This window comes from Pseudomonas sp. B707 (assembly GCF_022496685.1).
Classification (GTDB): domain Bacteria; phylum Pseudomonadota; class Gammaproteobacteria; order Pseudomonadales; family Pseudomonadaceae; genus Aquipseudomonas; species Aquipseudomonas paraglycinae.
Window position 1 is genome coordinate 1 of record NZ_WTVE01000006.1, and the last position, 24,972, is coordinate 24,972.

Consider the following 24,972-nt stretch of genomic DNA (forward strand, 5'->3'; position numbering starts at 1 on the left):
ACACGCTGCTGTCAACACCTCTTTTTCTCCGCTTTCGACCGAGAAGATCGAACCGTTGAAAGCGCCGAACAAGTCGGCATTTCCAACTCCTTCCAGGCTTCGATGAACTGAAGCGACCCGCCTTCGAAACCTACCTAACTCATTGAATCTCAAGGAGTTTTCCGTTTCGACTGCGCCGGAAGTGGGGCGAATTATAGAGACTCAGAATCTGCCGTCAACCCTTAATTTCGCTTTTCCTGAAAAACCTGCTTTTTACCCATCAAACGCGGGATCCGGCGGGTCAAAGGAGGAATACGCAACGCCAAAAGGAAAACACCTATAAAGGCATAGATTGCCCACTCCTTAAGATCAGCACGGACAATCCACAACATATGCAGCAATCCCAACCCGAGAATCACATACACCAGCCGGTGCAATTTCTTCCAGCGGGTACCTAAACGACGCTGACTGTATCGGTTGGAGGTAATCGCCAATGCCAACAACCCCAGAAAACCCAGAGCACCCACAATGATGTAAGGACGCTTGCGCAGCTCGACACCCAGTTGCGACCAGTCGAAACCGAGAATGAACGCCATATAGCTGCAAAGATGCAGAACCACATAGGCAAAACACCAGAGCCCCAACTGACGGCGCACAGCAATCCACCCGGCCCACCCCGTAAGTTTCTGCAGCGGCGTCATACTCAGGGTGATCAACAGCAATACCAATGTCCCAAGCCCCAGCCGATCAACCAGAACCTTCCCCGGATCTGGCCCAAGCAGATCCGCAAAAGCCTGATAGAACCACAACAGCGGCCAGATCGCCGCAGCCAGGAAAACGCCTACACGCCAGATCGGATATCGCATCAGTAGTTCTTCCGCAGATCCAGCCCTGTATATAAAGAAGCGACCTCATCCGAGTAGCCGTTGAACATCTGCGTATCACGCACATTCGGCTTGAACAGACTGTTAGGCAGTCGCCGCTCCCGAGCCTGAGTCCAACGTGGGTGGTCGACAGTAGGGTTCACATTCGCATAGAACCCGTACTCATCCGCCGCAATGCTCTGCCACGTCGTCTTCGGCTGCTCGCTGACCAGACTGATCCGCACGATGGATTTGACGCTCTTGAATCCGTACTTCCAAGGCACCACCAGACGCAACGGCGCACCGTTCTGGTTTGGCAATTCGCGGCCATACATACCCACCGCCAGAATCGCCAAGGGATTCATCGCCTCATCCAGACGCAAGCCTTCTACATAGGGCCAGTCGATCAGGGCGAATCCCGAACGCTGTCCGGGCATGCTCTTCGGATCCTGTAAGGTTTCGAAGCGAATGTATTTGGCATTCGAAGTAGGTTCTACCTGCTTCAACAGTGCCGAAATGGGAAAACCGATCCAGGGAATCACCATCGACCACGCCTCGACACAGCGCAGGCGATAAATACGCTCTTCCAGCTGGTAAGGCTTCATGAAGTCTTCCAGAGCATAACGCCCCGGTTTACCCACCTCCCCGTCCACGACAACACTCCACGGTTCGGTTTTCAGCGAACCGGCATTGGCTGCCGGGTCACCTTTGTCAGTACCGAACTCATAGAAGTTGTTGTAATGGGTCGCGTCTTTGAAAGGTGTGATCGCATCATCCTTGACGTTCACCGCACCCCATTTGACAGAAGGCAGTTTCTCGGCAAACCAGGTGGGCGCCTTTCCGGCTTCGACATCGGCATAGCGGGCAGCCTCTTCGGCACTGGCCCAGCGCGGCAAAGTGCTCATGGCCAAACCGGCCGCGGTTGCTCCGAGCAATTGACGGCGAGAGAGATAAATGGATTCAGGCGTGACGTCCGACTCATGGCAGTCGGACGCTTTGGGGACTTTGATCAGCATGGCAACTCCGCAGCTTTGGAGGACAGATGCACCATAGACTGCGGAGTATGAGGGAAATTACATCACTCGGCGTGTTTGTGACGACGAAGATGCAACAGATACTGCACCGGGCCCGACGCGGCATAAGCGAGGAACACCAGCAGCAGAATGCGAGGCGGATCGCTGAACACCACGGCAAACACCAGCACCACCGCCAGAATCGCCACGAAAGGCACGCGCCCCTTCAGATCCAGCTCCTTGAAGCTGTTGTATTTGATGTTACTGACCATCAGCATGCCGGCGGCCGCTACCATCAGCGCGACCAGGAACGACATCTTCGAACCCTGGATCCCGTAATCGCTGAACGCCCAGACAATCCCCGCAACAACGCCGGCAGCAGCCGGGCTGGCAAGACCGATGAAGTAGCGCTTGTCGGCGGTCCCCACCTGAGTGTTGAAACGCGCCAGACGCAACGCCGCACCCGCCACATAAATGAAGGCAACCATCCAGCCGACCTTGCCCATGTCACCCAGCGCCCAGCCGAATGCCAGTAATGCCGGAGCGACACCAAAGGCGACCATGTCCGACAGCGAGTCGTACTCGGCACCGAACGCACTCTGCGTATTGGTCATGCGCGCCACACGACCATCAAGGCCGTCGAGTACCATGGCGACGAAGATCGCGATAGCCGCGAAAGCGAAGTACTTGCTCGCATTCGCCGAGTCACCGGCGCTCAGCGCAGCCTGGGCACTCATCGAGTTGATGATGGAATAGAACCCTGCGAACAGGTTCGCAGTGGTGAACAGATTCGGCAGAAGATAGATACCACGATGCCGGACTTTACGACCTTCTGCGTCATGCCCTTCTTCGATGTGCTCATCGATGGGCAGCAGGCTTTCGGCGTCGGAAGCCTGGTTCGGCTCTTCGGGACGTTCGCTCATGGACAGTACCTTGCAACGGATTGGACATTTTCGACAGGTGTCTGGGACGACGGTTCGGCCACAAACGATGCAGCTTTATACCAGAACCGCCCGCCCATACGAAAAAACGCGGCCGAGGCCGCGTTTTTTTCATACAAGGTTCGACGACTTAGTTTTTGGCTTTGTCGACGATCTTGTTGGCACCGATCCACGGCATCATGGAGCGCAGTTGCTCGCCGATGATTTCGATACCGTGAGCGGCGTTGTTACGACGCTTGGCGGTCATTGAAGGGTAGCCGGTGGCGCCTTCGCTGATGAACATTTTGGCGTATTCGCCGTCCTGAATACGTTTCAGGGCGTTGCGCATGGCCTGACGGGATTCGGCGTTGATCACTTCCGGACCGGTCACGTACTCGCCGTATTCAGCGTTGTTGGAGATCGAGTAGTTCATGTTGGCGATACCGCCTTCGTACATGAGGTCAACGATCAGTTTCAGTTCGTGCAGACACTCGAAGTAGGCCATTTCCGGCGCGTAGCCAGCTTCAACCAGGGTTTCGAAACCGGCTTTTACCAGCTCAACGGTACCGCCGCACAGAACGGCTTGTTCGCCGAACAGATCGGTTTCGGTCTCGTCCTTGAAGGTGGTTTCGATAATGCCGGTACGACCGCCACCCACGCCGGCGGCGTAGGACAGTGCAACGTTCTTGGCGTTGCCCGAGGCGTCCTGGTAGATCGCGATCAGGTCAGGGATACCGCCGCCTTTCACGAACTCGGAACGTACGGTGTGGCCCGGTGCTTTCGGCGCGATCATGATCACGTCGAGGTCGGCACGTGGAACAACCTGGTTGTAGTGAATCGCGAAACCGTGGGAGAAGGCCAGGGTGGCGCCTTTCTTGATGTTCGGCTCGATTTCGTTCTTGTACAGCTGGGACTGGAACTCGTCCGGGGTCAGGATCATGACCAGGTCGGCGCCGGCAACAGCGGCAGCCACGTCGGTCACTTTCAGGCCGTGGGCTTCAGCCTTGGCAACGGTGGCCGAACCTTTACGCAGACCGACGGTAACGTCGACACCGGAATCTTTCAGGTTGCACGCCTGGGCGTGGCCTTGGGAGCCGTAACCGATGATGGCAACTTTCTTGCCCTGGATGATCGACAGGTCGCAGTCTTTATCGTAGAAAACTTTCATGAATTTCCCCTTTATATCCAGGCCGTTCAGGCCATTCGCTAATTTGGTTTAGATGCTGAGTACTTTGTCGCCGCGGGCAATACCGGTGACGCCACTGCGGACGGTCTCCAGAATCGATGCGGTGCCGATGGACTGAATGAAGCTGTCGAGCTTGTCGCTGGTACCGGTCAGTTGAACGGTATACACGCTGGCGCTGACGTCGACGATCTGTCCACGGTAAATATCGGTGGTGCGTTTGATCTCGGCGCGCTGGGCGCCAGTGGCCTTGACCTTGACCAGCATCAGTTCGCGCTCGATGTGAGCACTTTCCGACAGGTCCACCAGCTTGACCACCTCGATCAGCTTGTTCAGGTTTTTGGTGATCTGCTCGATGACTTCATCGTGGCCGACTGTGGTCAGCGTCAGACGCGACAGGGTCGGGTCTTCGGTTGGCGCCACGGTCAGGCTTTCGATGTTGTAGTTGCGCTGCGAGAACAGGCCGACTACGCGAGACAAAGCACCGGGTTCGTTTTCCAGAAGCAAGGAAATAATGTGCCGCATGATTAGGTACGCTCCGTCTTGCTCAGCCACATATCGCGCATGGAGCCGTCTTTGATCTGCATCGGATAGACGTGCTCGCTGGTGTCGACCGAAATGTCGATCACCACCAGGCGATCTTTCATGGCGAACGCCTCTTCCATCTTCGACTTCAAATCTTTCGATTCGGTGATGCGCACGCCGACGTGGCCATAGGCTTCAGCCAGCTTGACGAAATCAGGCAAGGATTCCATGTAGGAGTGCGAGTGACGGCTGCCGTAACTCATGTCCTGCCACTGACGAACCATGCCCAGAACACCGTTGTTCAGGATGACGATCTTGACCGGCAAACCGTATTGCAGGCAGGTCGACAATTCCTGGATGTTCATCTGGATACTGCCTTCACCGGTGACACACGCAACATCGGTGTCAGGGAAGCTCAGCGCGATACCCATCGCGGCCGGCAGACCGAAGCCCATCGTGCCCAGGCCACCGGAGTTGATCCAGCGGTTCGGCTTGTTGAACTTGTAGTACTGCGCAGCAAACATCTGATGCTGGCCCACGTCGGAGGTCACAAAGGCGTCGCCCTTGGTCACTTCGCACAGGGTTTCGATCACGGTCTGCGGCTTGATCTTGCTGCCGTCGCCCTTGTCGTAAGGGAACAGGCCGCGATCACCGCGCCATTCATCAACCTGCTTCCACCAGCTGGCAACGGCTTCCTTGTTCGGGGTTTCGCCGATTTCCTTGAGGATCGCGACCATTTCGGTCAGGACGCTCTCCACCGGACCAACGATTGGCACGTCGGCCTTGATGGTCTTGGAAATCGAAGCCGGGTCGATGTCGATGTGAATGATCTTGGCGTTCGGGCAGAACTTCGGCGCGCCGTTGATCACTCGATCGTCGAAACGCGCGCCGACCGCCAGGATCACGTCGGCATGGTGCATCGCCAGGTTCGCGGTGTAGCTGCCGTGCATGCCGAGCATGCCGATGAACTGACGGTCAGTGCCAGGGTAGCCACCCAGGCCCATCAAGGTGTTGGTAACCGGCAGGTTGAGCATTTGCGCCAGCTCGGTCAGCGGCGCGGAGCCGTTGCCGAGGATTACGCCACCGCCGGAGTACAGCACGGGACGCTTGGCCGCCAGGAGCATTTCTGCCGCCTTGCGGATTTGCCCGGAGTGACCGCGAACGGCCGGGCTGTAGGAACGCAGTTTGGCTTTCTTCGGGAAGATGTATTCGAACTTCTCGGCCGGGTTGGTCATGTCTTTCGGGATATCGACCACGACCGGGCCCGGACGACCGGATTGCGCCAGGTAGAAGGCCTTCTTCATGACTTCCGGGATTTCCGAAGCGTGCTTGATCATGAAGCTGTGCTTCACGATCGGCCGGGAGATACCGATCATGTCGGTTTCCTGGAACGCGTCGGTGCCGACCATGGTGCTTGGCACCTGACCGGAAATGATCACCATTGGAATCGAGTCCATATAGGCAGTGGCGATACCGGTGATGGCGTTTGTGGCGCCTGGACCGGAAGTCACCAATACCACGCCGGCTTTACCGGTGGCACGGGCGTAGCCGTCAGCCATATGGGTAGCCGCTTGTTCGTGACGAACCAGGATGTGGGTCACTTCCGGTTCTTTGAACAGGGCATCGTAAACATGAAGGAGAGCACCACCCGGGTACCCGTAGATATATTTGACGCCTTCGTCACGCAAAAAGCGGACGAGCATCTCACCGCCAGATAAAAGCTCCACGTTGTTCACCTCTAAAACGCCAGAATACCGTCCACAAAAAAGCGAACGGGTCTTAATAGGTTTACTTCTCGGCAGAGCATGAGCGACGGTGGTCGCCGACTACGTCAGCACTGACTGAGCAAGTATTGGGATCGTCCCAAGTGTTGCGGGCCTTTCCCACCCAGCGCGAGGTAACGCGTTGCGGGTGTAACAGGTCGACGCGGATATGCGCCTCATGATCTGCCGAGAGGGTCTGCTTCTGGCAGTCCCTGTACAGCGGACTTTGGATTCTTCTGTTTCGCCCTCTCCAAGTCAAGCCGTCTATGTGCTTAATTGTGGGTAAGCACATGAGAACGCAAGAAAAAACCTGGAAACCGCTACTCTGTTAGCTTCAATTGCGCAGTTTTGCCAAGGAATCAGCATGCGAACGCTTCTATTAACTCTGCTAATCGGCGCCAGCCCCTGGTGTATGGCCGGTCAGATCTACAAATGGGTCGATGCCCAAGGCGTCACCCATTTTGATCAACAGCCACCACAAGGGCAGTCATCCACCGCCGTGAAGACGCCCTCATCTCCAGCACCAATACCTGCCGCATTACCTGGCAGCGGCGCGCTGGGCGATCAGAAAGCCATCGATGACAAGGTAAAAAAGCAAGTGGCCGAGCAACAGAATCAGCTCAAGGCATTTTGCGAACAGGCACGCACGAATCTCGCGCAACTGCAGAACAATCCGCGCTTGAGGGAGGAAGTGGAGGGAGAATTGCGGCGGCTGAGCGACGAACAGCGCCAGCAACGTACTGCGGAGGCACAAAAACAGATTGCGGAAAACTGCCAGTAACCACTGGCAGTTTTCGGTTCAGCGCGAAGCGGTGATCAGCAGGTCGAACTCTTTGAGCAATACCTGAAGCTGCCGATCCTTGCCCTGCAGATTGCGCTGGGCAAAAACCATCTCGGCCATTTCCTGAATGCCCGAGGCATTGGGCAATGGCAGATCCTGTTCGAGGATCATCTTCATCCGCGGCAGGAAGATCCATTGCAGCCACTGCTCGAAATCGAGGGTGTCGACCGAAAACGGCTCGACACTGCTCAGGGCTTCGACCGAGGGCTGGACGTCATCCCACCAGCCCTGGGCGCGCAGTTCACGCTCGATCAACAGCAGTTGATCGGCGACTTTGGAGAAACGACTGTCCATCACAGCGAAACCTTGGCCTTCTGACGGGCCAGAGTGGCGCCGGCGGAATCACCTTGCTTCTCACGTGCCTGAGCGATCAATTCCCACAGACTGGCCTGCAAGTCCGGACGACCATTGGCCATGGTCAACGCACGGCGAGCGGTCTGCTCGGCTTGCGGCGCATCGCCCTGGGCCATGCGCACCTGCGCCAGACGGTAAAGCACTTGCGGCTCGCGTGGCGCTACACGCTGGGCGCGCTCCAGACTGGAAGACGCGCCGTTGAGGTCGCCACCGGCCTGCTGTTGTTGCGCAGTGGTCAACAGGGCGAGAACCGGCCCGTCCAACTGCTCATCAGCAGACAGACCGCCACCGCTGCTGGCCGAAGGAATGCCGCTCGGCGTCGAAGGCATGCTGTAGCTGCCGGAGCTGATCGGCGCCGACTCGACCGGCGAAGGGTTATACGGCCCTGAAGTGATGCCGCCAGACGCCGGGCCCGGAACGATCGGCGAAGTGCTGATCGGCGCCGAAGCCGCTGCGCCGCCCGGCACCATCACTACCACACCGGTATCGCCTTGCGGGATCGCCTGAGTCTGGGCTTGTGCAGGACGTTTCACCGTCGTTTGACGGAAACCGCCATTGGCCGAAATACGCTCGCTGTTGGACACGGCGGTGCCGGAATCCACAACCGGGATCGAACCACGCTGTACGGTGGAGCAGCCGCTGAGCAAAGCCACGGCGGTCACCGCTGGAATCAACCACTTGTTCACTTGAAACCCTCTTTGCTTAATTCATCCAGCCCTTGACCCAATCCATCACCGACTCGCCCGAGGCCGGGCTTTCGCCCGCGCAGGAGGCGCCGGGTGGCGGTTCGCTGCCGCGAATATACGGCATCTGCACGGCGCCCGGACAGCTGGCATCGGAGCCCTGGCCGGTACGCGAATCGACCCAGGCCTGCACCACGTTGTCCGGCTGCGGCATGTCCAGCGGCAGCGGATCGGCCTTGCGCATGAAACTGGTCCAGACCTGCAACGCACCTGTGGCCCCAGTGAACGGCGTCTTGCCGTTGTCGTCACGGCCGAGCCAGACCACCGCCAGCAGATCCTGGCTGAAACCGGCGAACCAGCTGTCGCGCGAATCGTTACTGGTACCGGTCTTGCCCGCCAGTGTCAGGGTTCTTGGCAACACGTTATAAACCGAACTGCCGGTACCTTCACGCATGACCCGCTGCATGGCGTTCTGGATCAGGTAGATCGAGGCCGGATCGAAACGCTGCTCGATCTGGAACGGATAACGCTTGAGCGGCTCGCCATCGGCAGTCAGCACGCTGCGGATCCCGCGCATCGGCGTGTTGAAGCCACCGTTGGCCAGGGTCTGGTACATGGTCGCGACTTCGATCGGGGTCATGCCGCCAGCACCGAGCAGCATCGACGGGAACGCCGGAAACTCGCGGGTTACGCCCAGTCGCGCGAGCGTCTTGAGGACATTCGGAACACCGACCGCCAGACCGAGACGCGAGGTCGAGAGGTTGTAGGAATGCGCCAGCCCCTGATATAGGAACACTGTGCCGTGGGAGCGACGATCATAGTTCTGCGGTTTCCAGACCTGTCCGTCTGCGCCTTTGATCGAAAGCGGGTCGTCCGACAGCCAACTGGTCAGCGTGTACTGGCTTGGTTTCTCCAGTGCCGTCAGATAAACCGCCGGTTTGATCAGCGAGCCGATCGGCCGCACCGCATCCAGCGCGCGGTTGAACCCGGCAAAACTCGCCTGACGGCTGCCGATCATGGCCTGGACCTCACCGGTTTCCGGGTTGGTTACGACCATCGCCGCTTCCACGTCGTCGGAACCTTTACGGCCGGACAGACGCTTGAAGGTGTCGTTGACCGACGCTTCGGCTTTCATCTGCAGGATCGGATCGAAACTGGTGAAGATCCGCAGGCCTTCTTCGGTCAAGTCTTCGTCGCGATAGTCTTCACGCAACTGGCGTTTGACCAGATCGATGAAGCCCGGGAACGAGCTGTCGGCCAGCTTGCCGCGTGTGGTCACGCCCAACGGCATTTTCTTCGCAGCGGCGACTTGTTCGGCAGAAGCGACGCCCTGCTGCTCCAGCACGTCGAGCACCAGATTGCGTCGTTCCAGCGCACGCTCCGGGTTGCGACGCGGGTTGTAATAGGACGGACCTTTGACCATGCCGACCAACAGCGCGACCTGATGCAGTTTCAGCTCGGACAAAGGCTGAGCGAAGAAGAACTGGCTCGCCAGACCGAAACCGTGCACCGCCCGCTGACCATCCTGACCGACAAAGACTTCGTTGAGGTACGCCTCAAGGATTTCCTTTTTGTCGTAATGCAGCTCGAGCAGCATCGCCATCATCGCTTCGGTGAGCTTGCGGGTCAGACTGCGTTCGTTGGTGAGGTAGAAGTTTTTGACCAGTTGCTGGGTCAGCGTACTGCCGCCCTGAGTCATCTTGCCGCCCGAGGTGTTGACCCAGACTGCACGGGCGATCGATTTCGGCGACACGCCCCAGTGGCTGTAGAAATCCCGGTCTTCCACGGCGACCAGGGTTTCCAGCAGATACGGCGGCACCTGATCGAGCTTGATCAGAATCCGGTCTTCAAGGTTTTTCGGGTAGATACCGCCGATCATCAGCGGCTCCAGGCGTACCACGGAGAGCTTCGAACCGTTGGTCGCCGAGAGTTCGGCCACGTAATCGCCGGAGAAACGCACGCGCACCGGCTGCGGTTTCTCGAGGCCTTCATAGAACTGGAAGCCACGGGTATTCAGATCAACCGTATTGCCATTGACCGCCGCCGCGCCGGGACCGTTGCTCACGGCTTCGCGGCGATAGCCCAGGGCATCGAGTTCGGTGAGGAAATCGTCCTTGCTCAGCTTTTGTCCGACGAACAGCTCGAGCGGGCGCGCGTAAACCTTGGCCGGGATGGTCCAGCGCTTGCCGGAGAACTTCTCCTGCACCACGGCATCGAGGTAAACGGCGAAGCCGGCCAGCACCACAAGGCCGACCAGACTGAGTTTAAGGGCCCAGCCCAACCATGGGCGCAGGCCCCGGGAAGCTGGTTTTTTAGGGGTACGGGGGGATCGAGTACGAGTCATGGCGGCGGATTATACGCACTTTATTCATACTCAACAGGAGCGCTCCGAGGTTTGCGTCGGGCTGGCGAGCGGCCATAATGAGCGCCTTGAATTTCTCCCAGTCTCTGAAGGATCGTCCGTGAGCCAGTCCCTGATCGTTGCCCTGCAAAACCCGGCCCTCTACCCGCATCCCGTCGAAGGGTTCCAGGTCATCGAAACCCATATCTCGTGGGTACTGCTCACCGGTCCCTACGCTTATAAAGTGAAGAAGCCGGTGAATTTCGGCTTCCTCGATTTCACCGGCCTTGATTCCCGTGAACACTTCTGCGGTGAAGAGCTGCGCCTGAACCAGCGCCTGACCGAAGATTTGTATCTGGAAGTGATTCCCGTAACCGGCAGTGCGGAAGCTCCGCAACTGGGCGGCGAAGGCCCGGCCATCGAATACTTGCTGAAAATGCGCCAGTTCCCGCAGAGCGGCCTGCTCAGCACCCTGCAAGCCAACGGCGAGCTGACCACCGCGCACGTCGACGCAATGGCCGAACAGATCGCCCGCTTCCACCTCAACGCGCCGAAAGTCCCGGCGGAACACGATGCCGGCACGCCTGAAAGCGTAATGGCGCCGGTGCGCCAGAATTTCGAACAGATCCTGCCATTCCTCAGCGACAAGAACGATCTTCTGCAACTCGACGCCCTGCAAGCGTGGGCCGAAAGCAGCTTCGATCGCCTGAAACCGCTGTTCGCCCAGCGCAAGGCGGACGGCTTCACTCGCGAATGCCACGGTGACATTCACCTGGGCAACGCCACGCTGATCGACGGCAAAGTCGTGATCTTCGACTGCATCGAATTCAACGAACCGTTCCGTTTCACCGACGTCTGGGCCGACACCGGCTTCCTGGCAATGGACCTGGAAGACCGTGGCCTGAAATCCCTGGCCCGTCGCTTCATCAGCCAGTACCTGGAACTGACCGGCGACTACCAAGGCCTGGAAGTACTGAACTTCTACAAGGCTTACCGCGCCTTGGTACGTGCGAAAGTCGCACTGTTCAGCATGCCGGCCGATGCCACTCCGGTGCAGCGTGCCACCACCCTGCGCCAGTACCGCAACTACGCCAACCTGGCGGAAAGCTACAGCACCATTCCTTCGCGCTTCATGGCGATTACCCACGGCGTGTCCGCTGTAGGCAAAAGCCACGTGGCCATGCGTCTGGTCGAAGCACTGGGCGCGATCCGCCTGCGTTCCGATGTCGAGCGCAAGCGCCTGTTCGGTGAGCAAACCGTTGCCAATGATGTTCAGGCCGGGATCTACAGCACCGACGCCAGCACTGCAACCTATGCGCGTCTGCATGAAATTGCCGAAGTGATTTTGCACGCCGGTTTCCCGGTGGTGATCGATGCCACTTACCTCAAGCGCGAACAACGCGACAACGCCGCCAAAGTCGCTGAAGCCACTGGCACGCCTTTCCTGATCCTTGACTGCAACGCTCCGCAGGCAGTGATCGAGAGCTGGCTGGCGATTCGTCAGGCAGACAAAAAAGATCCGTCCGACGCGACCCTCGCCGTGATCGAAGCTCAACAAGCCAACCGCGAAGCCCTGACCCCGGAAGAAATTCTGCGCAGCAAACGCGTGCAGACCAATGAATCCGGGACCCTGGACACCGTCGTGGCGCAGATTCGCCAGCGCCTGCCCGGCCTGTAAGAAACTATTTCGGCCGTGAAGCCCTCGCTTGCCTCACGGCCGTCAAATAGTGGCACTATACTGGCGTCATAAAACCAACAGGTGATTTGACATGAGCCAGCCAAAACTACTCGACACCCCGCTTTATGCCTTGCTGCACAAAGACGACATCACAGGTTTCAACAATGAGCGCCCGAAAGACGGTCCGATCGACATGGTTGGTGGTGATTTTCGCGGCCTGGACCTGCGTGAACTGAACGCCGATGGCGTGGATTTCCGGGACGCCTACTTCCGCTCCGCCGACCTGCGCGGCATCGACTTTCGCAACGCCTCGCTGGAAGGCGCGAGCCTGGCCCACGCGCAGATCTCCGGGGCCTACTTCCCGCCAGAGCTGAGTGCCGACGAAATCCTGATGTCGATGAATTTCGGTACGCGCCTGCGTTATCGCACCCGCTGAGCCTCGCACCACCCAAACTCGTCCAGCGCCCCCGCTTTGCGCTGGACTGCGTGCTATTGGTAATTCTCCCTCGCCCTCCCCATCCTGATTCATCAGCGGAAGCTGACGTTTCTTAGAAGCGTTTGCGTCGAATCCGACCAAACAACCACGCTTTTCCTACTGATGGCTACACTCCTGAGAAGCTCGCCCACGCACCATTCGGCCGTCGCAAGGAGGCTTGATGAATGATGAACTGCAACACCTGAAGAATCTTGGCAAGACGTCGGCGCAATGGCTGCATGCCGTGGGCATCCATAGCGCCTCGGACTTGCGTCGCCTCGGTGCGGTGGATGCCTACCGGGCCGTGCGCACTCGCGGGTTTCGGGCGTCGAAGGTGTTGTTGTACGCGATCGAAGGGGCGCTGATGGACGTGCACTGGAACGACATTCCCGCCGAACGCAAGGACGCGCTGAACAAGCAGCTGGAAGCCATTTCCTCTCGCCACAAGAACTAACGGGTACCGACCGTCATGTACCTGCTCGGGGAACAATCGGCCCAGGCCGATGCATTGATCAACCACTTGCAGTGCTTGCCTGCGCAATGGCTTGAGGGCCTGGCGCCGTGCGGGCCAGCGCTGGAACTGGAAGCAACGGATGATCTGTTGGCACCCTTGCCGGACGATCAGTTGTTCTTGCTCACGCAAGGTGTCATCACCGGCCGAGTCAGCGGTCGAGGCTTGTTCTACTGGCACGAGGGAGATTTGATCGGACTGCAACAAGGGCCGGAATGGGCGGATTGCACGCTGTACTCAGACAACCCGTTGACATTACTGCCCTATCGCCGAAGTGATTTGTTTCAACATGTGTATGGCGAACCATCGCGCTCGGAGCAGTTTCTGCGCTACCTGCTCGGTCAAATGGCGCTGCTGGCCCACGCCGTTGCCGAGTTCAAGCCGCGCGAGTTTCGCAGCACCAATGGTTTCAAGCGGGTTGAAGCCGGAGACGTTCTGATTCGTGAGGGCGATGACGCCGACCATGTGTTCGTGATTATCGAAGGACACGCCGAAGCGTTTGTTAACGGGCACAAGGTAGGCGACGTGCCCAAGGATGAAATATTCGGTGCAATGGCTGTGTTCACGGGCGAGCCGCGCAACGCGACGGTCATAGCCCGGGAGGCAAGCACGGTAATGCTGATTCCCGGCGATCAGTTTCTGAGCATGACCCGCACCAATCCGAAAATCGCCCACAGCCTGATCGAAAGCATGGCGCGGCGTATCGACCAGCTCAACAAGCAACTCACAGCCCAGACCTGACGCCCGTATTCACGGGGCGTTTACGCCATTGCCGGGACGAAACGACAGAAATGAAAAAACAGCAGTTGACTTGGTAATGAGAATCGCTATGATTATCACAACTGGTCGCGAGATCAGTCGATATTCTGAAAAGCCCTTGGTTCGGACTCTCAGATTATCTCCTCATCAGGCTAATCACGGTTATTTGACCCGGTTTTTACCGGGTCTTTTTTTGCCTGTGGAAAAGTCATTTCTTACTGAACTGTTTACGCATCTCGGCGCAATAATCCTGTTTCGGCGTGGCCGGTGTGTACCAGACATAATCAGCCATCGCCGCCGTGATCTGGTTGCCCTGCTCCGCCAGCATCAGCACCGTCGGCACTTCGGGCGCGCCCAGATCCAGCACATGCAACGGCACCCCCACATCCTTGCGCGCGTGATACGCACCCGCCAATAACAACGCAGGCGCGGGCGCCGCCAACAAACGCGAGGCCATGCGCCGATCCCGTTGTTGCTGAACGGCCAGCATCGCCGGCATTTGCGATGACGGCAGCAAGCCGCAGTGAGAATCGCCGATCTGCTCCAACAGCGTCTCTTTCACAGATTTGGCGTTGCTGCGCTCACCGCTCAAAACCGGAGGATCACGATAGAACGCACGAATTTCGATGTTATCGAGATTGGCCGCCAGCACTGGCCAGGATTGTGTCAGGGCAAACCGAACAATCGGTCCGTAGAGATTCCAGTCCCAACCGTCCTGCCAGGCCAATGCTGCAGGAAGATCAGTGGGTGGCGTTGCGGCATGGCGCACGTCATCGACGCGCGACTGTTGATCGGGCGTCAGCATTTCCAACAGGAGACTGCCTTGGGGTCGCGTTTGTTCGAGGTTCTGCAACAACCACAATTGAAGGGCATGGTGATCGGCGTTGTCATGCTGCTCGCCAATGATGAGCCGCGATGGCTCGCTCAATTGCGTCAGTAATTGCTGCGCCGTCAGACGCTCGCCGCTGCGCAGATCACGGATCTCGCCCACGACCGGCGGCGCCGCAACATGCTGGCAACCTGCAAGCCACAACACCGCCAACAGCAGAATCCCGCGCATACACTCACCTCGATGACGAAATCAGCGGGCGATGATCAGCGGATGCCCGCGCTCCGGGTGCGGCTGCACCAGCACTTCCAGACCGAAAACCGCCTTCAGCGATTCCGGGCGCAACACCTGTTGCGGCGTATCCAGCGCCACCGGGCGCCCGCCCTCCAGCAGCAGGATGCGATCACAATAGCGCGCCGCCAGATTCAGATCATGCAGGATCACCAGCACCGCCGCGCCACGATCGGCAAACTCGCGCACCGCTTGCAGCGTCGTATGTTGATGCAACGGATCGAGCATTGAGGTCGGCTCATCGAGCAGCAACGTCTGCCCCGCCTGACCCGGCCAGAGTTGCGCCAGCACCCGCGCCAGATGCACCCGCTGACGCTCGCCGCCGGACAGCGCCAGATAACTGCGGCCACTAAGATGCCCGGCATCGGCCGCCAATAACGCGGCAGCGACGATCTCGTCATCGCGCACCCGCCCGCTCTGATAAGGCAGACGCCCCATGCCGACCACTTCTTCAACACGAAAGGCGAAATCCAAGGTCGACACCTGCGGCAACACCGCCAGCCGCTGGGCGCGCTGAGTGCCGCTCCAATGACTCAAGGCCTCTCCGTCCAGCAGCACTTCCCCCTCGTGCGCGCTCAACTCACCGCACAACGCACCGAGCAAGGTACTTTTTCCGGCGCCATTCGGCCCCAGCACGCCAAGCACTTCGCCCGGTTCGAGTTGCAGGCTGACATCGGCCAGAACGGACTTGCGGCCACGGCGGATGTGCAGATTGTGCGCACGCAGCATCAGGCACGCCCTCGCAGCAGCAGATAAAGGAAGAACGGCGCACCGATGAACGCGGTGACGATGCCGATCGGCAGCTCCGCCGGTGCCAGCGCCAGCCGCGCCACCAGATCCGCCAGCAGCAACAGACTCGCACCGGCCAGCACCGATGCGGGCAGTAACACCCGGTGATCCGGCCCCGCGAGCAAGCGCACGAGATGCGGCACCACCAGCCCGACAAAGCCGATCATGCCCGCCGCTGCCACCGCTGCACCGACACCCAGCGCCGTGCAGAACACCAGCTCGCGCTTGAGCCGTTCTACATCGATTCCCAGATGCCCGGCTTCCGATTCGCCGAGCAGCAACGCATTGAGCGCCTTTGCCCGACGTGGAAGCCACAGTGCAACACCGGCGGTGATGATCAGCAGCGGCCACAACCGCGCATAGCTCGCGCCGTTAAGGCTGCCCAGGTTCCAGAACGTCAACGTGCGCAATGTCGCGTCATCAGCCAGATAGGTAAACAGTCCCACCGCCGAGCTGGCCAACGCCGTCAGAGCGATACCCGCCAGCAACATGGTCGCGACATTGGTCTGCCCATTGCGGCGGCCGAGCCGATAAACCAGCGCCGTCACACCCAAACCACCGAGAAACGCACACACCGACAGCAGGTAAGGCCCGAACCACTCGGGCAGTCCGCCAAAAAACGAGCCACCGACAATCGCGATCGCCGCGCCCAACGCCGCGCCGCTCGAGACGCCCACCAACCCTGGATCGGCCAGCGGATTGCGAAACAGCCCCTGCATCGCCACCCCGGACAACGCCAGCACACCGCCAACTGCCAGCCCGAGCAACGTACGCGGCAGACGAATCTGCCCGAGAATCAGTTCAGCCTGTTCCAGCCCGTCCGGCGCCAGCGGCACACCGATCATGCGCAACGCTGCGCGCAAGGTGTCGAACAACGGCAGACTGACCGGCCCCAGCGCCAGCGAAAGCCAGATCGCCAGCAGGCAGAGCAGGATCAGGCCGATAAACAAGCCACGGGGTTTGACCAGCGTGGTCATTGGCCGCTCTTGGCCGGGTAGAAACCGTCAGACAGGGCCTTCAGCGCTGCCGGCAAACGCGGCCCGAGCCCGCCCACCAGCAGCGTCGGGTCCAGCTCCAGCACACGTCCGGTCTTGGCCGCACGGCTGGAATTGAGGATCGGGTTTTCCTTAAATAGAGCCGCTTTCGCCGCCTCACCAGTTAGCGCACGGTCAGCGAACACCAGCACTTCAGGATCGAGACTGGCCAGGGATTCCACGGAAAACGGTTTGTAACCGGTGTGGGTCGCAAGGTTATGCCCGCCCGCCTGCTGCAGCAGCCAGTCGGCGGCGGTGTCCTTGCCGGCGATCAGCGGTTTGCCGCCGGCATGTCCAAGCAGCAACAGCACGCCCGGCGCTTTCTGTTTAGTCTGCGCTTGCGCCACACGCGCCTTTTGCGCATCAAGTTGCTGTTGATAACGTTGCAGCAGCTGCACGGCCTGGCTTTCAGCGCCCAGCAACCGTCCCAGATGGGTAACGTTTTTTTCCAATGTCGGCAGATCCGGCTGAGCCGAGAACAGTTCCACCTGCACCTTGGCACTGCGAACTTGCGAAATCACTGGCGGCGGGCCCATTTCTTCGGTGCCGATCAGGATGTCCGGGCGCAGGCTGAGAATGCCTTCGGCCGACAGGCTGCGCTGATAGCCGATGCTCGGCAGCGACTTGAGAGACTCGGGATGCTGGCTGGTGGTGTCGACGCCTACCAGTTTGGCCTCGCCACCCAGCGCACTCACCCACTCCGACAACGCGCCGCCGGCGCTGACCCAACGTTGCGGCAACTCGGCCGCTGCAGCCTGGTGGCTGACCAAAAGTCCGACACACAGCACGGCAACGCGGGTACTCAGGCGCATAGACAGCTTCCTTGAAATGTTTTCCCGGACATCGGGACGGCAGGCCAAGTATCCTCGGCAGCGGTCACCTCGCCACGGGTGAAGGCGGCCATTTGATAATTGTTTGCATTTGAACGTCAAGCTCGGACATATCCGGACACGAGCCGACATTTGAGGATAGCCATGAAGTTTCTTTGCGCGGGTGCCGATCTGGTTGAGGACGGCAGTCGCGGTTTCGATATCGACGGGAAAAAACTGTTTGCCGTGCGCCGCGCGGGGCAGGCTTATGTCTACCTCAATCGCTGCCCGCACCGGGGCGTCGGACTGGAATGGCAGCCCGACCAGTTTCTCGACCCAAGCAACAGCCTGATCCAGTGCGCCACCCACGGCGCACTGTTTCTGATCGAAGACGGTGAATGCGTCGCCGGCCCGTGCGCCGGGCAATCGCTGACGGCCATCCCTTGCCGTGAAGACGCGCAAGGGCTGTGGATCGATGTTTAACCGTTGAGCAGCACGTCCAGGCGCCGGTCGATCACCATCTCTTCATGGCTCAAACGCACGCCGTACGCCAGGACCTCGACTCCGCATGCCACCGCCTCGCGCAACGCAGCGGCGTAGGCCGAGTCGATTTCCTCGGCAGGACGCACCGCTTCGATACCCGTGAGATTGACGCAGTACAACTGCACCGCGCGAATCCCGTCCCTGGCCAGATGCACCAGCTCACGCAAATGCTTGGCGCCGCGATCGGTCACTGCATCGGGAAATGCCGCGACCGCCGTGCCGTCGAAACCCAGCGTGACACTTTTCACTTCCACATACGCCGGGCCCGTCGGGTAGTCGAGGCGAAAATCGATCCGGCTCTTTTCCTGCCCGTACGCCACCTCGCGTTTGAGCCCGGTAAACCCGCTCAATTCGCTGATGACACCGGCCTGCAAGGCATCTTCGACCAGTGCGTTGGCGCGTCCGGTGTTCACGCAAAACAGCCGGCCCTGCGGGGTTTCACCGACTTCCCAAGTACCGGGCAGTTTGCGTTTCGGATCTGTGGAGCGACTGAACCAGACCTGCCCGCCCTCGACCTGGCAATTGAGCATCGAGCCGGTGTTCGGGCAATGAATGGTCAGCAACTCGCCGCCAACGGTTTCGATATCGGCGAGAAAACGCTTGTAACGCCGGATCAACCGGCCTTCTTCGAGCGGAGGATGAAAGCGCATCAGCCTTGCCAGCTCTTCAAGCCACGGGCGATACGCTCTACCGCTTCCTGTAGGCGTGGGAGGTTTTGCGTGTAAGCAAAGCGCACATGATGACCGGCCTGATAGCGACCGAAATCCAGCCCCGGCGTGAAGGCTACATGCTCGGTTTCGAGGAAATGCCGGCAGAACGCGAAGGCATCGCCGCCGAACTGGCTGATATCGGCATACAAATAGAACGCGCCTTCCGGCTCTACGGCAATGTCGAAGCCCAGCTCCCGCAATGCCGGCAGCAGGAAGTCACGGCGACGGCCGAATTCGGCGCGGCGCTCTTCGAGAATCGCGATGGTGTCCGGCTCGAAACAGGCGAGCGCCGCATGCTGGGCCATGCTTGGCGCGCTGATGTAGAGGTTCTGCGCGAGTTTTTCCAGTTCACTGACCGCCGCATCCGGCGCCACCAGCCAGCCGAGACGCCAACCGGTCATGCCGAAATATTTGGAGAAACTGTTTAGGACAAATGCGCTGTCATCGACCTCCAGCACACTGGCCGCGTCGGTGCCGTAAGTCAGGCCGTGATAGATCTCGTCCACCACCAGATGCCCGTGTCGCGCCTTGATGGCTGTGGATAAACCGGCCAGTTCATCACGGGTCAGAATCGTACCGGTCGGGTTGGCCGGCGAGGCGACCAACGCACCGACGCTGTCGTGATCCCAGTGGCGCGCCACCAGGTCCGGCGTCAGTTGATAGCGAACGTCCGGGCCCACCGGCACAAGCTGCGCCGCGCCTTCGACCAGTCGCAGAAAATGCCGGTTGCAAGGATAGCCGGGGTCGGCCAGCAGCCAGTGCTTGCCCGGATCCACCAGCAACGCGCTGGCCAGCAGCAACGCCCCGGAACCGCCGGGCGTGATGAGAATCCGTCGAGGATCGATGTTCAGGCCGTAGCGCGTTTGATAGAAACCGGAAATCGCCTCGCGCAGCTCGGGAATGCCACGGGCCGCGGTGTAGCGGGTCTTCCCCGCTGTCAGGGCTTGCTGGCCGGCGCGGATGATCGGCTCGGCGGTGGTGAAATCCGGTTCGCCGATTTCCAGGTGGATCACGTCGTGGCCGGCGGCCTGCAATTCATTGGCCCGCGCCAGCAACGCCATCACATGGAACGGTTCGATCGCACGACTGCGCGCACTGTAGGGCTGAGCCATTGGCCTTCCTTCAACGAGGGAAAAGAAACGATTCTACCCATCTGCCGGAACGAGCGAGAACCCGCAGCGGTCACAGCCACAAGAACACTGGACTGTAACGACCCGCGCGTACGCTCCAGGATTGACTAAAATCAGTGATTGAGCAGGTTTGCAGCACCGCCGGACATGGCTTGGCAAACATTTGCAAGTCCCCTCGGCCACGCGCTCGACATCCGGGAGTAGCGCGGGTCGAATTGATCTGGTAAGTTCGCCCGCTTGCAGCCGCAGGGCCGGCAGGTGTCGGTGATGGAGCAATCCTGCGCAATGGATTACAAGAGTAGAGGCGGTCCATTTCATGCCCACCCAAGCAAAGCAACAGGCAAGTCAGACACTCAGCGGTTTCGAACCTTACGTCCCTAAAGAGGGCGAAGAGTACATGGGCGCGCCTATGCGTGCGCATTTCACCAAGATCCTGACCAAGTGGAAACTCGACTTGATGCAGGAAGTCGACCGCACTGTTGATCACATGAAAGACGAAGCGGCCAACTTTCCTGATCCGGCCGACCGTGCCAGTCAGGAAGAAGAGTTCGCCCTCGAGCTGCGCGCCCGCGACCGCGAGCGCAAACTGATCAAGAAGATCGACAAGACCCTGCAGTTGATCGAAGACGAAGAGTACGGCTGGTGTGATTCCTGCGGTATCGAGATCGGCGTCAAGCGCCTCGAGGCCCGTCCGACAGCCGACATGTGTGTCGACTGCAAGAACCTGGCGGAAATCAAGGAAAAGCAGGTCGGCAAATAATCCCGGCCTGAACGAAAAACGGAGCGTGCGAACGCTCCGTTTTTGTTTCTGCCGTTTTTTGACTCTCAAGTAACATCGCCCTCATGACTGCCAACACCTCCCCCGCCTATATTGGCCGCTTTGCCCCGACCCCCAGCGGGCACCTGCACTTCGGTTCGCTGGTTGCCGCCCTGGCCTCTTATCTGGACGCACGCTCGGTGGGCGGTCGCTGGCTGGTGCGCATGGAGGATCTCGATCCGCCCCGGGAAGAGCCGGGCGCGCAAGCGGCGATTCTCAAGGCGCTGGAAAGCTATGGCTTCGAATGGGACGGCGAGATGGTTCGCCAGAGCGATCGGCACGAGGCCTACGCGCAAGTGCTCGACAGCCTGTTCAATCACGGCCTCGCCTACGCCTGCACCTGCTCGCGCAAACAATTGGAGCCATACCACGGCATTTATCCGGGACTGTGCCGCAATGCCGGCCATGGCCAGGAAGACGCGGCGATTCGCCTGCGCGTGCCGGAGTTGGAATACCACTTCATCGACCGGGTGCAGGGCGAATACCGCCAGCATCTGGGCCGTGACGTGGGAGATTTCGTGATCCGCCGCCGCGACGGCTTCTACGCCTACCAACTGGCGGTGGTTCTGGACGACGCCTGGCAGGGCATCACCGACATCGTGCGCGGTGCCGATCTGCTCGACTCCACACCGCGCCAGCTCTACCTGCAGGAATTGCTGGGCCTGCGCCAACCGCGCTATCTGCATCTGCCACTGATTACCCAGCCGGACGGCAACAAGCTCGGCAAGTCCTATCGCTCGCCACCACTGGAAGCCGATCAGGCCACGCCATTGTTGCTGCGGGCCCTGCGCGCACTGGGGCAAGACCCGGGGCCCGAACTGGCCCACGCCACGCCGCAAGAACTGTTGAACTGGGGCTGCGTCCACTGGGATGCCTTGAAAATCCCGCGCACACTGACCCTGCCCGAAGCGCAACTGCTGTGACGACACTTGCAGTGGCGCGCCCATCCGTTACCATCGCCGCACGTTTTCGGGCACGCGCATAAAAAAGAGAGGCCGGGATGTACATCTATCGCTTGGTCCTGCTTCTGGTCGTGGGGATCTACCTGTTTTCTCCCGCCATCATGGATTGGTGGATCGACGCTACGGGCGCCTGGTATCGCCCTTATCTGCTCTGGCTGATCCTGATTGTCGTGACCTTCATCCTGCAGAGCCAAAAAGATGCCGATGAGCTTTAGCCTGACCCAGATGCTGCTGATCAGCGCCGCCTACCTGGCCGCGTTGTTCGGTGTGGCGTGGATCAGTGAACGGGGCATGATCCCGCGGGCGATCATTCGCCATCCGTTGACCTACACCCTGTCGCTGGGGGTCTACGCCAGTGCGTGGGCGTTCTATGGCACGGTCGGTCTGGCCTATCAGTACGGCTATGGTTTTCTGTCCAGTTATCTCGGGGTCTCCGGCGCGTTTCTGCTGGCGCCGGTGCTGCTGTATCCGATCCTCAAGATCACCCGCACTTATCAATTGTCGTCACTGGCGGACTTGTTTGCCTTCCGCTTTCGCAGCACCTGGGCCGGCGCGCTGACCACGATTTTCATGCTGATCGGCGTATTGCCGCTGCTGGCGTTGCAGATCCAGGCCGTGGCCGATTCCATCGGCATCCTCACCGGCGAACCAGTGCAAAATCGCGTAGCCCTGGCGTTCTGTGCGCTGATCATCCTGTTCACGATCTTCTTCGGCTCCCGTCACATCGCCACCCGTGAAAAGCACGAAGGGCTGGTATTCGCGATTGCTTTCGAATCGGTGATCAAACTGGCGGCCCTCGGCGGCGTTGGCCTCTACGCGCTGTACGGCGTATTCGACGGCCCCCAGCAACTTGAACTGTGGCTGCTGCAGAACCAGACCGCCCTCGCCGCCCTGCACACACCCTTGCAGGAAGGTCCGTGGCGCACATTGCTGCTGGTGTTTTTCGCCTCGGCGATCGTGATGCCGCACATGTATCACATGACCTTCACTGAAAACCTCAACCCGCGCTCGCTGGTCAGCGCGAGCTGGGGCCTGCCGCTGTTCCTGCTGTTGATGAGCCTGGCTGTGCCGCTGATTCTCTGGGCCGGCCTGAAACTCGGCGCCACCACCAATCCGGAATACTTCACCCTCGGCATCGGCATCGCCGCCAACAGCAAGTCGCTGGCGTTGCTGGCGTATGTCGGTGGTCTGTCGGCGGCCAGCGGTCTGATCATCGTCACCACGCTGGCGCTGTCGGGCATGGCCCTGAACCATCTGGTGCTGCCGCTCTATCAGCCACCGGCCGAGGGCAATATCTATCGCTGGTTGAAATGGACCCGCCGGGCGCTGATCGTCGCAATCATCATGGCCGGCTTTTGCTTCTATCTGATGCTCGGCGCCGAGCAGGATCTGGCCAACCTCGGCATCGTCGCTTTCGTTGCGACCCTGCAATTCCTGCCAGGTGTGCTGTCGGTGCTGTACTGGCCGACCGCCAATCGTCGGGGGTTCATCGCCGGTCTGCTGGCAGGGATTGTGGTGTGGGTCGTGACCATGCTGTTGCCGCTGGTCGGCAATCTGCAGGGTTTCTATATTCCGCTGCTGAACATGATCTACGTGCTGGACGACACCAGTTGGCACATGGCGGCCATCGCCTCGCTGGCGGCCAACGTCCTGATGTTCACGCTGATTTCGCTGTTCACCAATGCCAGCCCCGAAGAGGCCAGCGCCGCCGAAGCCTGCGCTGTGGACAACGTACGTCGCCCGCAGCGCCGCGAATTGCACGCAGCCTCGCCGCAGGAATTCGCCACGCAGCTGGCTAAACCGCTGGGCGCCAAGGCTGCGCAGAAAGAAGTCGAACAGGCCCTGCGCGACCTTTATCTGCCATTCGACGAGCGCCGCCCTTATGCCTTGCGCCGCCTGCGCGACCGGATCGAAGCCAACCTCTCCGGCCTGATGGGCCCGAGCGTCGCCCAGGACATGGTGGAAACCTTCCTGCCGTACAAGGCTGGCGGCGAAAACTACGTTACCGAAGACATCCATTTCATCGAAAGCCGCCTCGAGGATTACCACTCGCGTCTGACCGGGCTGGCCGCCGAACTCGATGCCCTGCGCCGTTACCACCGCCAGACCCTGCAGGAACTGCCGATGGGCGTCTGCTCGCTGGCCAAGGATCAGGAGATCCTGATGTGGAACAAGGCCATGGAAGAACTGACCGGGATTGCCGCGCAACGGGTGGTCGGCTCGCGCCTGAGCACCATCGCCAATCCGTGGAAAGATCTGCTGCAAGGCTTCATCCACCTGCCCGACGAACACTTGCACAAACAGCATCTGGCCCTCGACGGCCAGACCCGCTGGCTGAACCTGCACAAAGCGGCGATCGACGAGCCGCTGGCACCGGGCAACAGCGGCCTGGTGCTGCTGGTGGAAGACCTGACCGAAACCCAGATGCTCGAAGACAAACTGGTGCATTCCGAGCGTCTGGCCAGCATCGGTCGACTTGCAGCGGGTGTGGCCCACGAAATCGGCAACCCGATCACCGGCATCGCCTGCCTCGCGCAAAACCTGCGCGAAGAGCGCGAAGAGGACGGTGAGCTGACGGAAATCAGCGGCCAGATCCTCGAACAGACCAAACGCGTGTCACGCATCGTCCAGTCGTTGATGAGCTTCGCCCACGCCGGCAGCCATCAGCACAGCGACGAGCCCGTCTGTCTGGCGGAAGTGGCCCAGGACGCCATCGGCCTGCTGGCCCTGAACCGGCGCAATTTCGAAGTCCAGTTCTATAACCTGTGCGATCCCGATCACTGGGTCGAAGGCGACCCGCAGCGGCTCGCCCAGGTTTTGATCAATCTGCTCTCCAACGCCCGTGACGCCTCGCCTGCGGGCAGTGCGGTGCGGGTCAAGAGCGAAGCCGGCGAACACACGGTCGATCTGATCGTCGAAGACGAAGGCAGCGGTATTCCGTCGAGCATCATGGACCGATTGTTCGAACCCTTCTTCACCACCAAGGATCCTGGCGAAGGCACCGGTCTGGGCCTTGCACTGGTCTATTCCATCGTTGAAGAGCATTATGGACAAATCACCATCGACAGCCCGGCTGATGTTCAGAGCCAGCGCGGCACCCGTATCCGGGTGACATTGCCGCGCCATGTCGAAGCGACGTCCGCTGTGAACTGAGACCGTCGAGAGTATCG

At 59.9% G+C, this 24,972-nt stretch carries 25 protein-coding genes; 10 read left to right on the forward strand and 15 right to left on the reverse strand.

Going from position 1 to position 24,972, the window contains the following annotated elements:
- Nucleotides 1-221 precede the first annotated feature (221 nt).
- The 6 genes from msrQ to GQX66_RS01695 form a co-directional block, all read right to left on the reverse strand.
- Nucleotides 222-845, reverse strand: coding sequence for a protein-methionine-sulfoxide reductase heme-binding subunit MsrQ (msrQ, locus tag GQX66_RS01670; protein ID WP_007959665.1), 624 nt, complete (start codon nucleotides 843-845; stop codon nucleotides 222-224).
- Nucleotides 845-1,858, reverse strand: coding sequence for a protein-methionine-sulfoxide reductase catalytic subunit MsrP (gene msrP / locus GQX66_RS01675; protein WP_134021104.1), 1,014 nt, complete (start codon nucleotides 1,856-1,858; stop codon nucleotides 845-847). Before msrP ends, msrQ begins: the two co-directional genes overlap by 1 nt.
- 62 nt (nucleotides 1,859-1,920) lie before the next feature.
- Nucleotides 1,921-2,778 carry a CDP-diacylglycerol--serine O-phosphatidyltransferase gene (gene pssA, locus GQX66_RS01680; protein WP_007959662.1) on the reverse strand — a complete coding sequence of 286 codons (858 nt, stop codon included), beginning with the start codon at nucleotides 2,776-2,778 and terminating at the stop codon, nucleotides 1,921-1,923.
- Between the two features lie 148 nt (nucleotides 2,779-2,926).
- On the reverse strand, nucleotides 2,927-3,943 hold the full coding sequence (gene ilvC, locus GQX66_RS01685) for a ketol-acid reductoisomerase (protein WP_007959661.1): 1,017 nt from the start codon (nucleotides 3,941-3,943) through the stop codon (nucleotides 2,927-2,929).
- A 48-nt stretch (nucleotides 3,944-3,991) separates the two neighbouring features.
- A complete protein-coding gene (gene ilvN / locus GQX66_RS01690; RefSeq protein ID WP_003176102.1) occupies nucleotides 3,992-4,483 on the reverse strand; it encodes an acetolactate synthase small subunit in 492 nt (163 codons plus the stop codon).
- A gap of 2 nt (nucleotides 4,484-4,485) precedes the next feature.
- Nucleotides 4,486-6,210: an acetolactate synthase 3 large subunit gene (locus GQX66_RS01695; RefSeq protein ID WP_085608788.1), complete on the reverse strand. Its 1,725-nt coding sequence runs from the start codon at nucleotides 6,208-6,210 to the stop codon at nucleotides 4,486-4,488.
- Nucleotides 6,211-6,610: 400 nt separating this feature from the next.
- Here GQX66_RS01695 and GQX66_RS01700 point away from each other — a divergent pair, with 400 nt between their 5' ends.
- On the forward strand, nucleotides 6,611-7,027 hold the full coding sequence (locus GQX66_RS01700) for a DUF4124 domain-containing protein (RefSeq protein ID WP_085747757.1): 417 nt from the start codon (nucleotides 6,611-6,613) through the stop codon (nucleotides 7,025-7,027).
- 18 nt (nucleotides 7,028-7,045) lie between these two features.
- Here the strand turns inward: GQX66_RS01700 and GQX66_RS01705 are convergent, their stop codons facing one another.
- The 3 genes from GQX66_RS01705 to mrcB are packed head-to-tail and all read right to left on the reverse strand — an operon-like array spanning nucleotide 7,046 to nucleotide 10,468.
- Nucleotides 7,046-7,381: a YqcC family protein gene (locus GQX66_RS01705; RefSeq protein ID WP_064599443.1), complete on the reverse strand. Its 336-nt coding sequence runs from the start codon at nucleotides 7,379-7,381 to the stop codon at nucleotides 7,046-7,048.
- On the reverse strand, nucleotides 7,381-8,127 hold the full coding sequence (locus tag GQX66_RS01710) for a hypothetical protein (RefSeq protein ID WP_134021101.1): 747 nt from the start codon (nucleotides 8,125-8,127) through the stop codon (nucleotides 7,381-7,383). Before GQX66_RS01710 ends, GQX66_RS01705 begins: the two co-directional genes overlap by 1 nt.
- A gap of 16 nt (nucleotides 8,128-8,143) precedes the next feature.
- Complete coding sequence (gene mrcB, locus GQX66_RS01715) at nucleotides 8,144-10,468, reverse strand: penicillin-binding protein 1B (RefSeq protein WP_134021098.1); 2,325 nt, start codon at nucleotides 10,466-10,468, stop codon at nucleotides 8,144-8,146.
- Between the two features lie 118 nt (nucleotides 10,469-10,586).
- Between mrcB and GQX66_RS01720 the strand changes: the two genes are divergently transcribed.
- From GQX66_RS01720 to GQX66_RS01735, 4 genes are all read left to right on the forward strand, one after another.
- Entirely contained in the window at nucleotides 10,587-12,143 is a 1,557-nt protein-coding gene (locus GQX66_RS01720) for an AAA family ATPase (RefSeq protein WP_240865724.1), read from the forward strand.
- 91 nt (nucleotides 12,144-12,234) lie between these two features.
- Complete coding sequence (locus GQX66_RS01725; protein ID WP_007959639.1) at nucleotides 12,235-12,579, forward strand: pentapeptide repeat-containing protein; 345 nt, start codon at nucleotides 12,235-12,237, stop codon at nucleotides 12,577-12,579.
- 220 nt (nucleotides 12,580-12,799) lie between these two features.
- Nucleotides 12,800-13,072, forward strand: coding sequence for a TfoX/Sxy family protein (locus tag GQX66_RS01730; protein WP_003228231.1), 273 nt, complete (start codon nucleotides 12,800-12,802; stop codon nucleotides 13,070-13,072).
- A gap of 15 nt (nucleotides 13,073-13,087) precedes the next feature.
- Nucleotides 13,088-13,870 (forward strand): cyclic nucleotide-binding domain-containing protein, encoded by a 783-nt coding sequence (locus GQX66_RS01735; protein ID WP_134021092.1) that lies wholly within the window; start codon nucleotides 13,088-13,090, stop codon nucleotides 13,868-13,870.
- A 226-nt stretch (nucleotides 13,871-14,096) separates the two neighbouring features.
- Here GQX66_RS01735 and GQX66_RS01740 read toward each other — a convergent pair whose 3' ends face one another.
- The 4 genes from GQX66_RS01740 to GQX66_RS01755 are packed head-to-tail and all read right to left on the reverse strand — an operon-like array spanning nucleotide 14,097 to nucleotide 17,643.
- Nucleotides 14,097-14,948, reverse strand: coding sequence for a ChaN family lipoprotein (locus tag GQX66_RS01740; RefSeq protein WP_240865749.1), 852 nt, complete (start codon nucleotides 14,946-14,948; stop codon nucleotides 14,097-14,099).
- A gap of 21 nt (nucleotides 14,949-14,969) precedes the next feature.
- Nucleotides 14,970-15,737 (reverse strand): heme ABC transporter ATP-binding protein, encoded by a 768-nt coding sequence (locus GQX66_RS01745; RefSeq protein WP_102718626.1) that lies wholly within the window; start codon nucleotides 15,735-15,737, stop codon nucleotides 14,970-14,972.
- Complete coding sequence (locus tag GQX66_RS01750) at nucleotides 15,737-16,720, reverse strand: iron ABC transporter permease (protein ID WP_178083780.1); 984 nt, start codon at nucleotides 16,718-16,720, stop codon at nucleotides 15,737-15,739. Before GQX66_RS01750 ends, GQX66_RS01745 begins: the two co-directional genes overlap by 1 nt.
- Before the next feature lie 50 nt (nucleotides 16,721-16,770).
- A complete protein-coding gene (locus GQX66_RS01755) occupies nucleotides 16,771-17,643 on the reverse strand; it encodes an ABC transporter substrate-binding protein (RefSeq protein WP_134021080.1) in 873 nt (290 codons plus the stop codon).
- 162 nt (nucleotides 17,644-17,805) lie between these two features.
- On the opposite strand from GQX66_RS01755, the gene GQX66_RS01760 reads away from it, so the two are divergent.
- Nucleotides 17,806-18,123, forward strand: a complete 318-nt coding sequence (locus tag GQX66_RS01760; protein WP_085747750.1) for a Rieske (2Fe-2S) protein — start codon at nucleotides 17,806-17,808, stop codon at nucleotides 18,121-18,123.
- Here the strand turns inward: GQX66_RS01760 and sfsA are convergent.
- Nucleotides 18,120-18,833: a DNA/RNA nuclease SfsA gene (gene sfsA, locus GQX66_RS01765; protein WP_240865753.1), complete on the reverse strand. Its 714-nt coding sequence runs from the start codon at nucleotides 18,831-18,833 to the stop codon at nucleotides 18,120-18,122. The genes GQX66_RS01760 and sfsA overlap by 4 nt on opposite strands.
- The gene (locus GQX66_RS01770) at nucleotides 18,833-20,005 is read right to left on the reverse strand and encodes a pyridoxal phosphate-dependent aminotransferase (RefSeq protein WP_085747748.1); all 1,173 of its coding nucleotides are present in this window, start codon (nucleotides 20,003-20,005) and stop codon (nucleotides 18,833-18,835) included. Before GQX66_RS01770 ends, sfsA begins: the two co-directional genes overlap by 1 nt.
- A 334-nt stretch (nucleotides 20,006-20,339) precedes the next feature.
- Between GQX66_RS01770 and dksA the strand changes: the two genes are divergently transcribed.
- The 4 genes from dksA to GQX66_RS01790 all read left to right on the forward strand — a co-directional run bounded on the left by dksA (nucleotide 20,340) and on the right by GQX66_RS01790 (nucleotide 24,955).
- Complete coding sequence (gene dksA, locus GQX66_RS01775) at nucleotides 20,340-20,783, forward strand: RNA polymerase-binding protein DksA (RefSeq protein ID WP_039771633.1); 444 nt, start codon at nucleotides 20,340-20,342, stop codon at nucleotides 20,781-20,783.
- Nucleotides 20,784-20,866: 83 nt separating this feature from the next.
- Nucleotides 20,867-21,763 (forward strand): tRNA glutamyl-Q(34) synthetase GluQRS, encoded by an 897-nt coding sequence (gene gluQRS, locus GQX66_RS01780; RefSeq protein WP_240865765.1) that lies wholly within the window; start codon nucleotides 20,867-20,869, stop codon nucleotides 21,761-21,763.
- A 77-nt stretch (nucleotides 21,764-21,840) separates the two neighbouring features.
- Nucleotides 21,841-22,017, forward strand: coding sequence for a hypothetical protein (locus tag GQX66_RS01785; protein ID WP_003176118.1), 177 nt, complete (start codon nucleotides 21,841-21,843; stop codon nucleotides 22,015-22,017).
- The gene (locus GQX66_RS01790) at nucleotides 22,001-24,955 is read left to right on the forward strand and encodes a sensor histidine kinase (protein ID WP_007959612.1); all 2,955 of its coding nucleotides are present in this window, start codon (nucleotides 22,001-22,003) and stop codon (nucleotides 24,953-24,955) included. Before GQX66_RS01785 ends, GQX66_RS01790 begins: the two co-directional genes overlap by 17 nt.
- The last annotated feature ends 17 nt before the right edge of the window (nucleotides 24,956-24,972 follow it).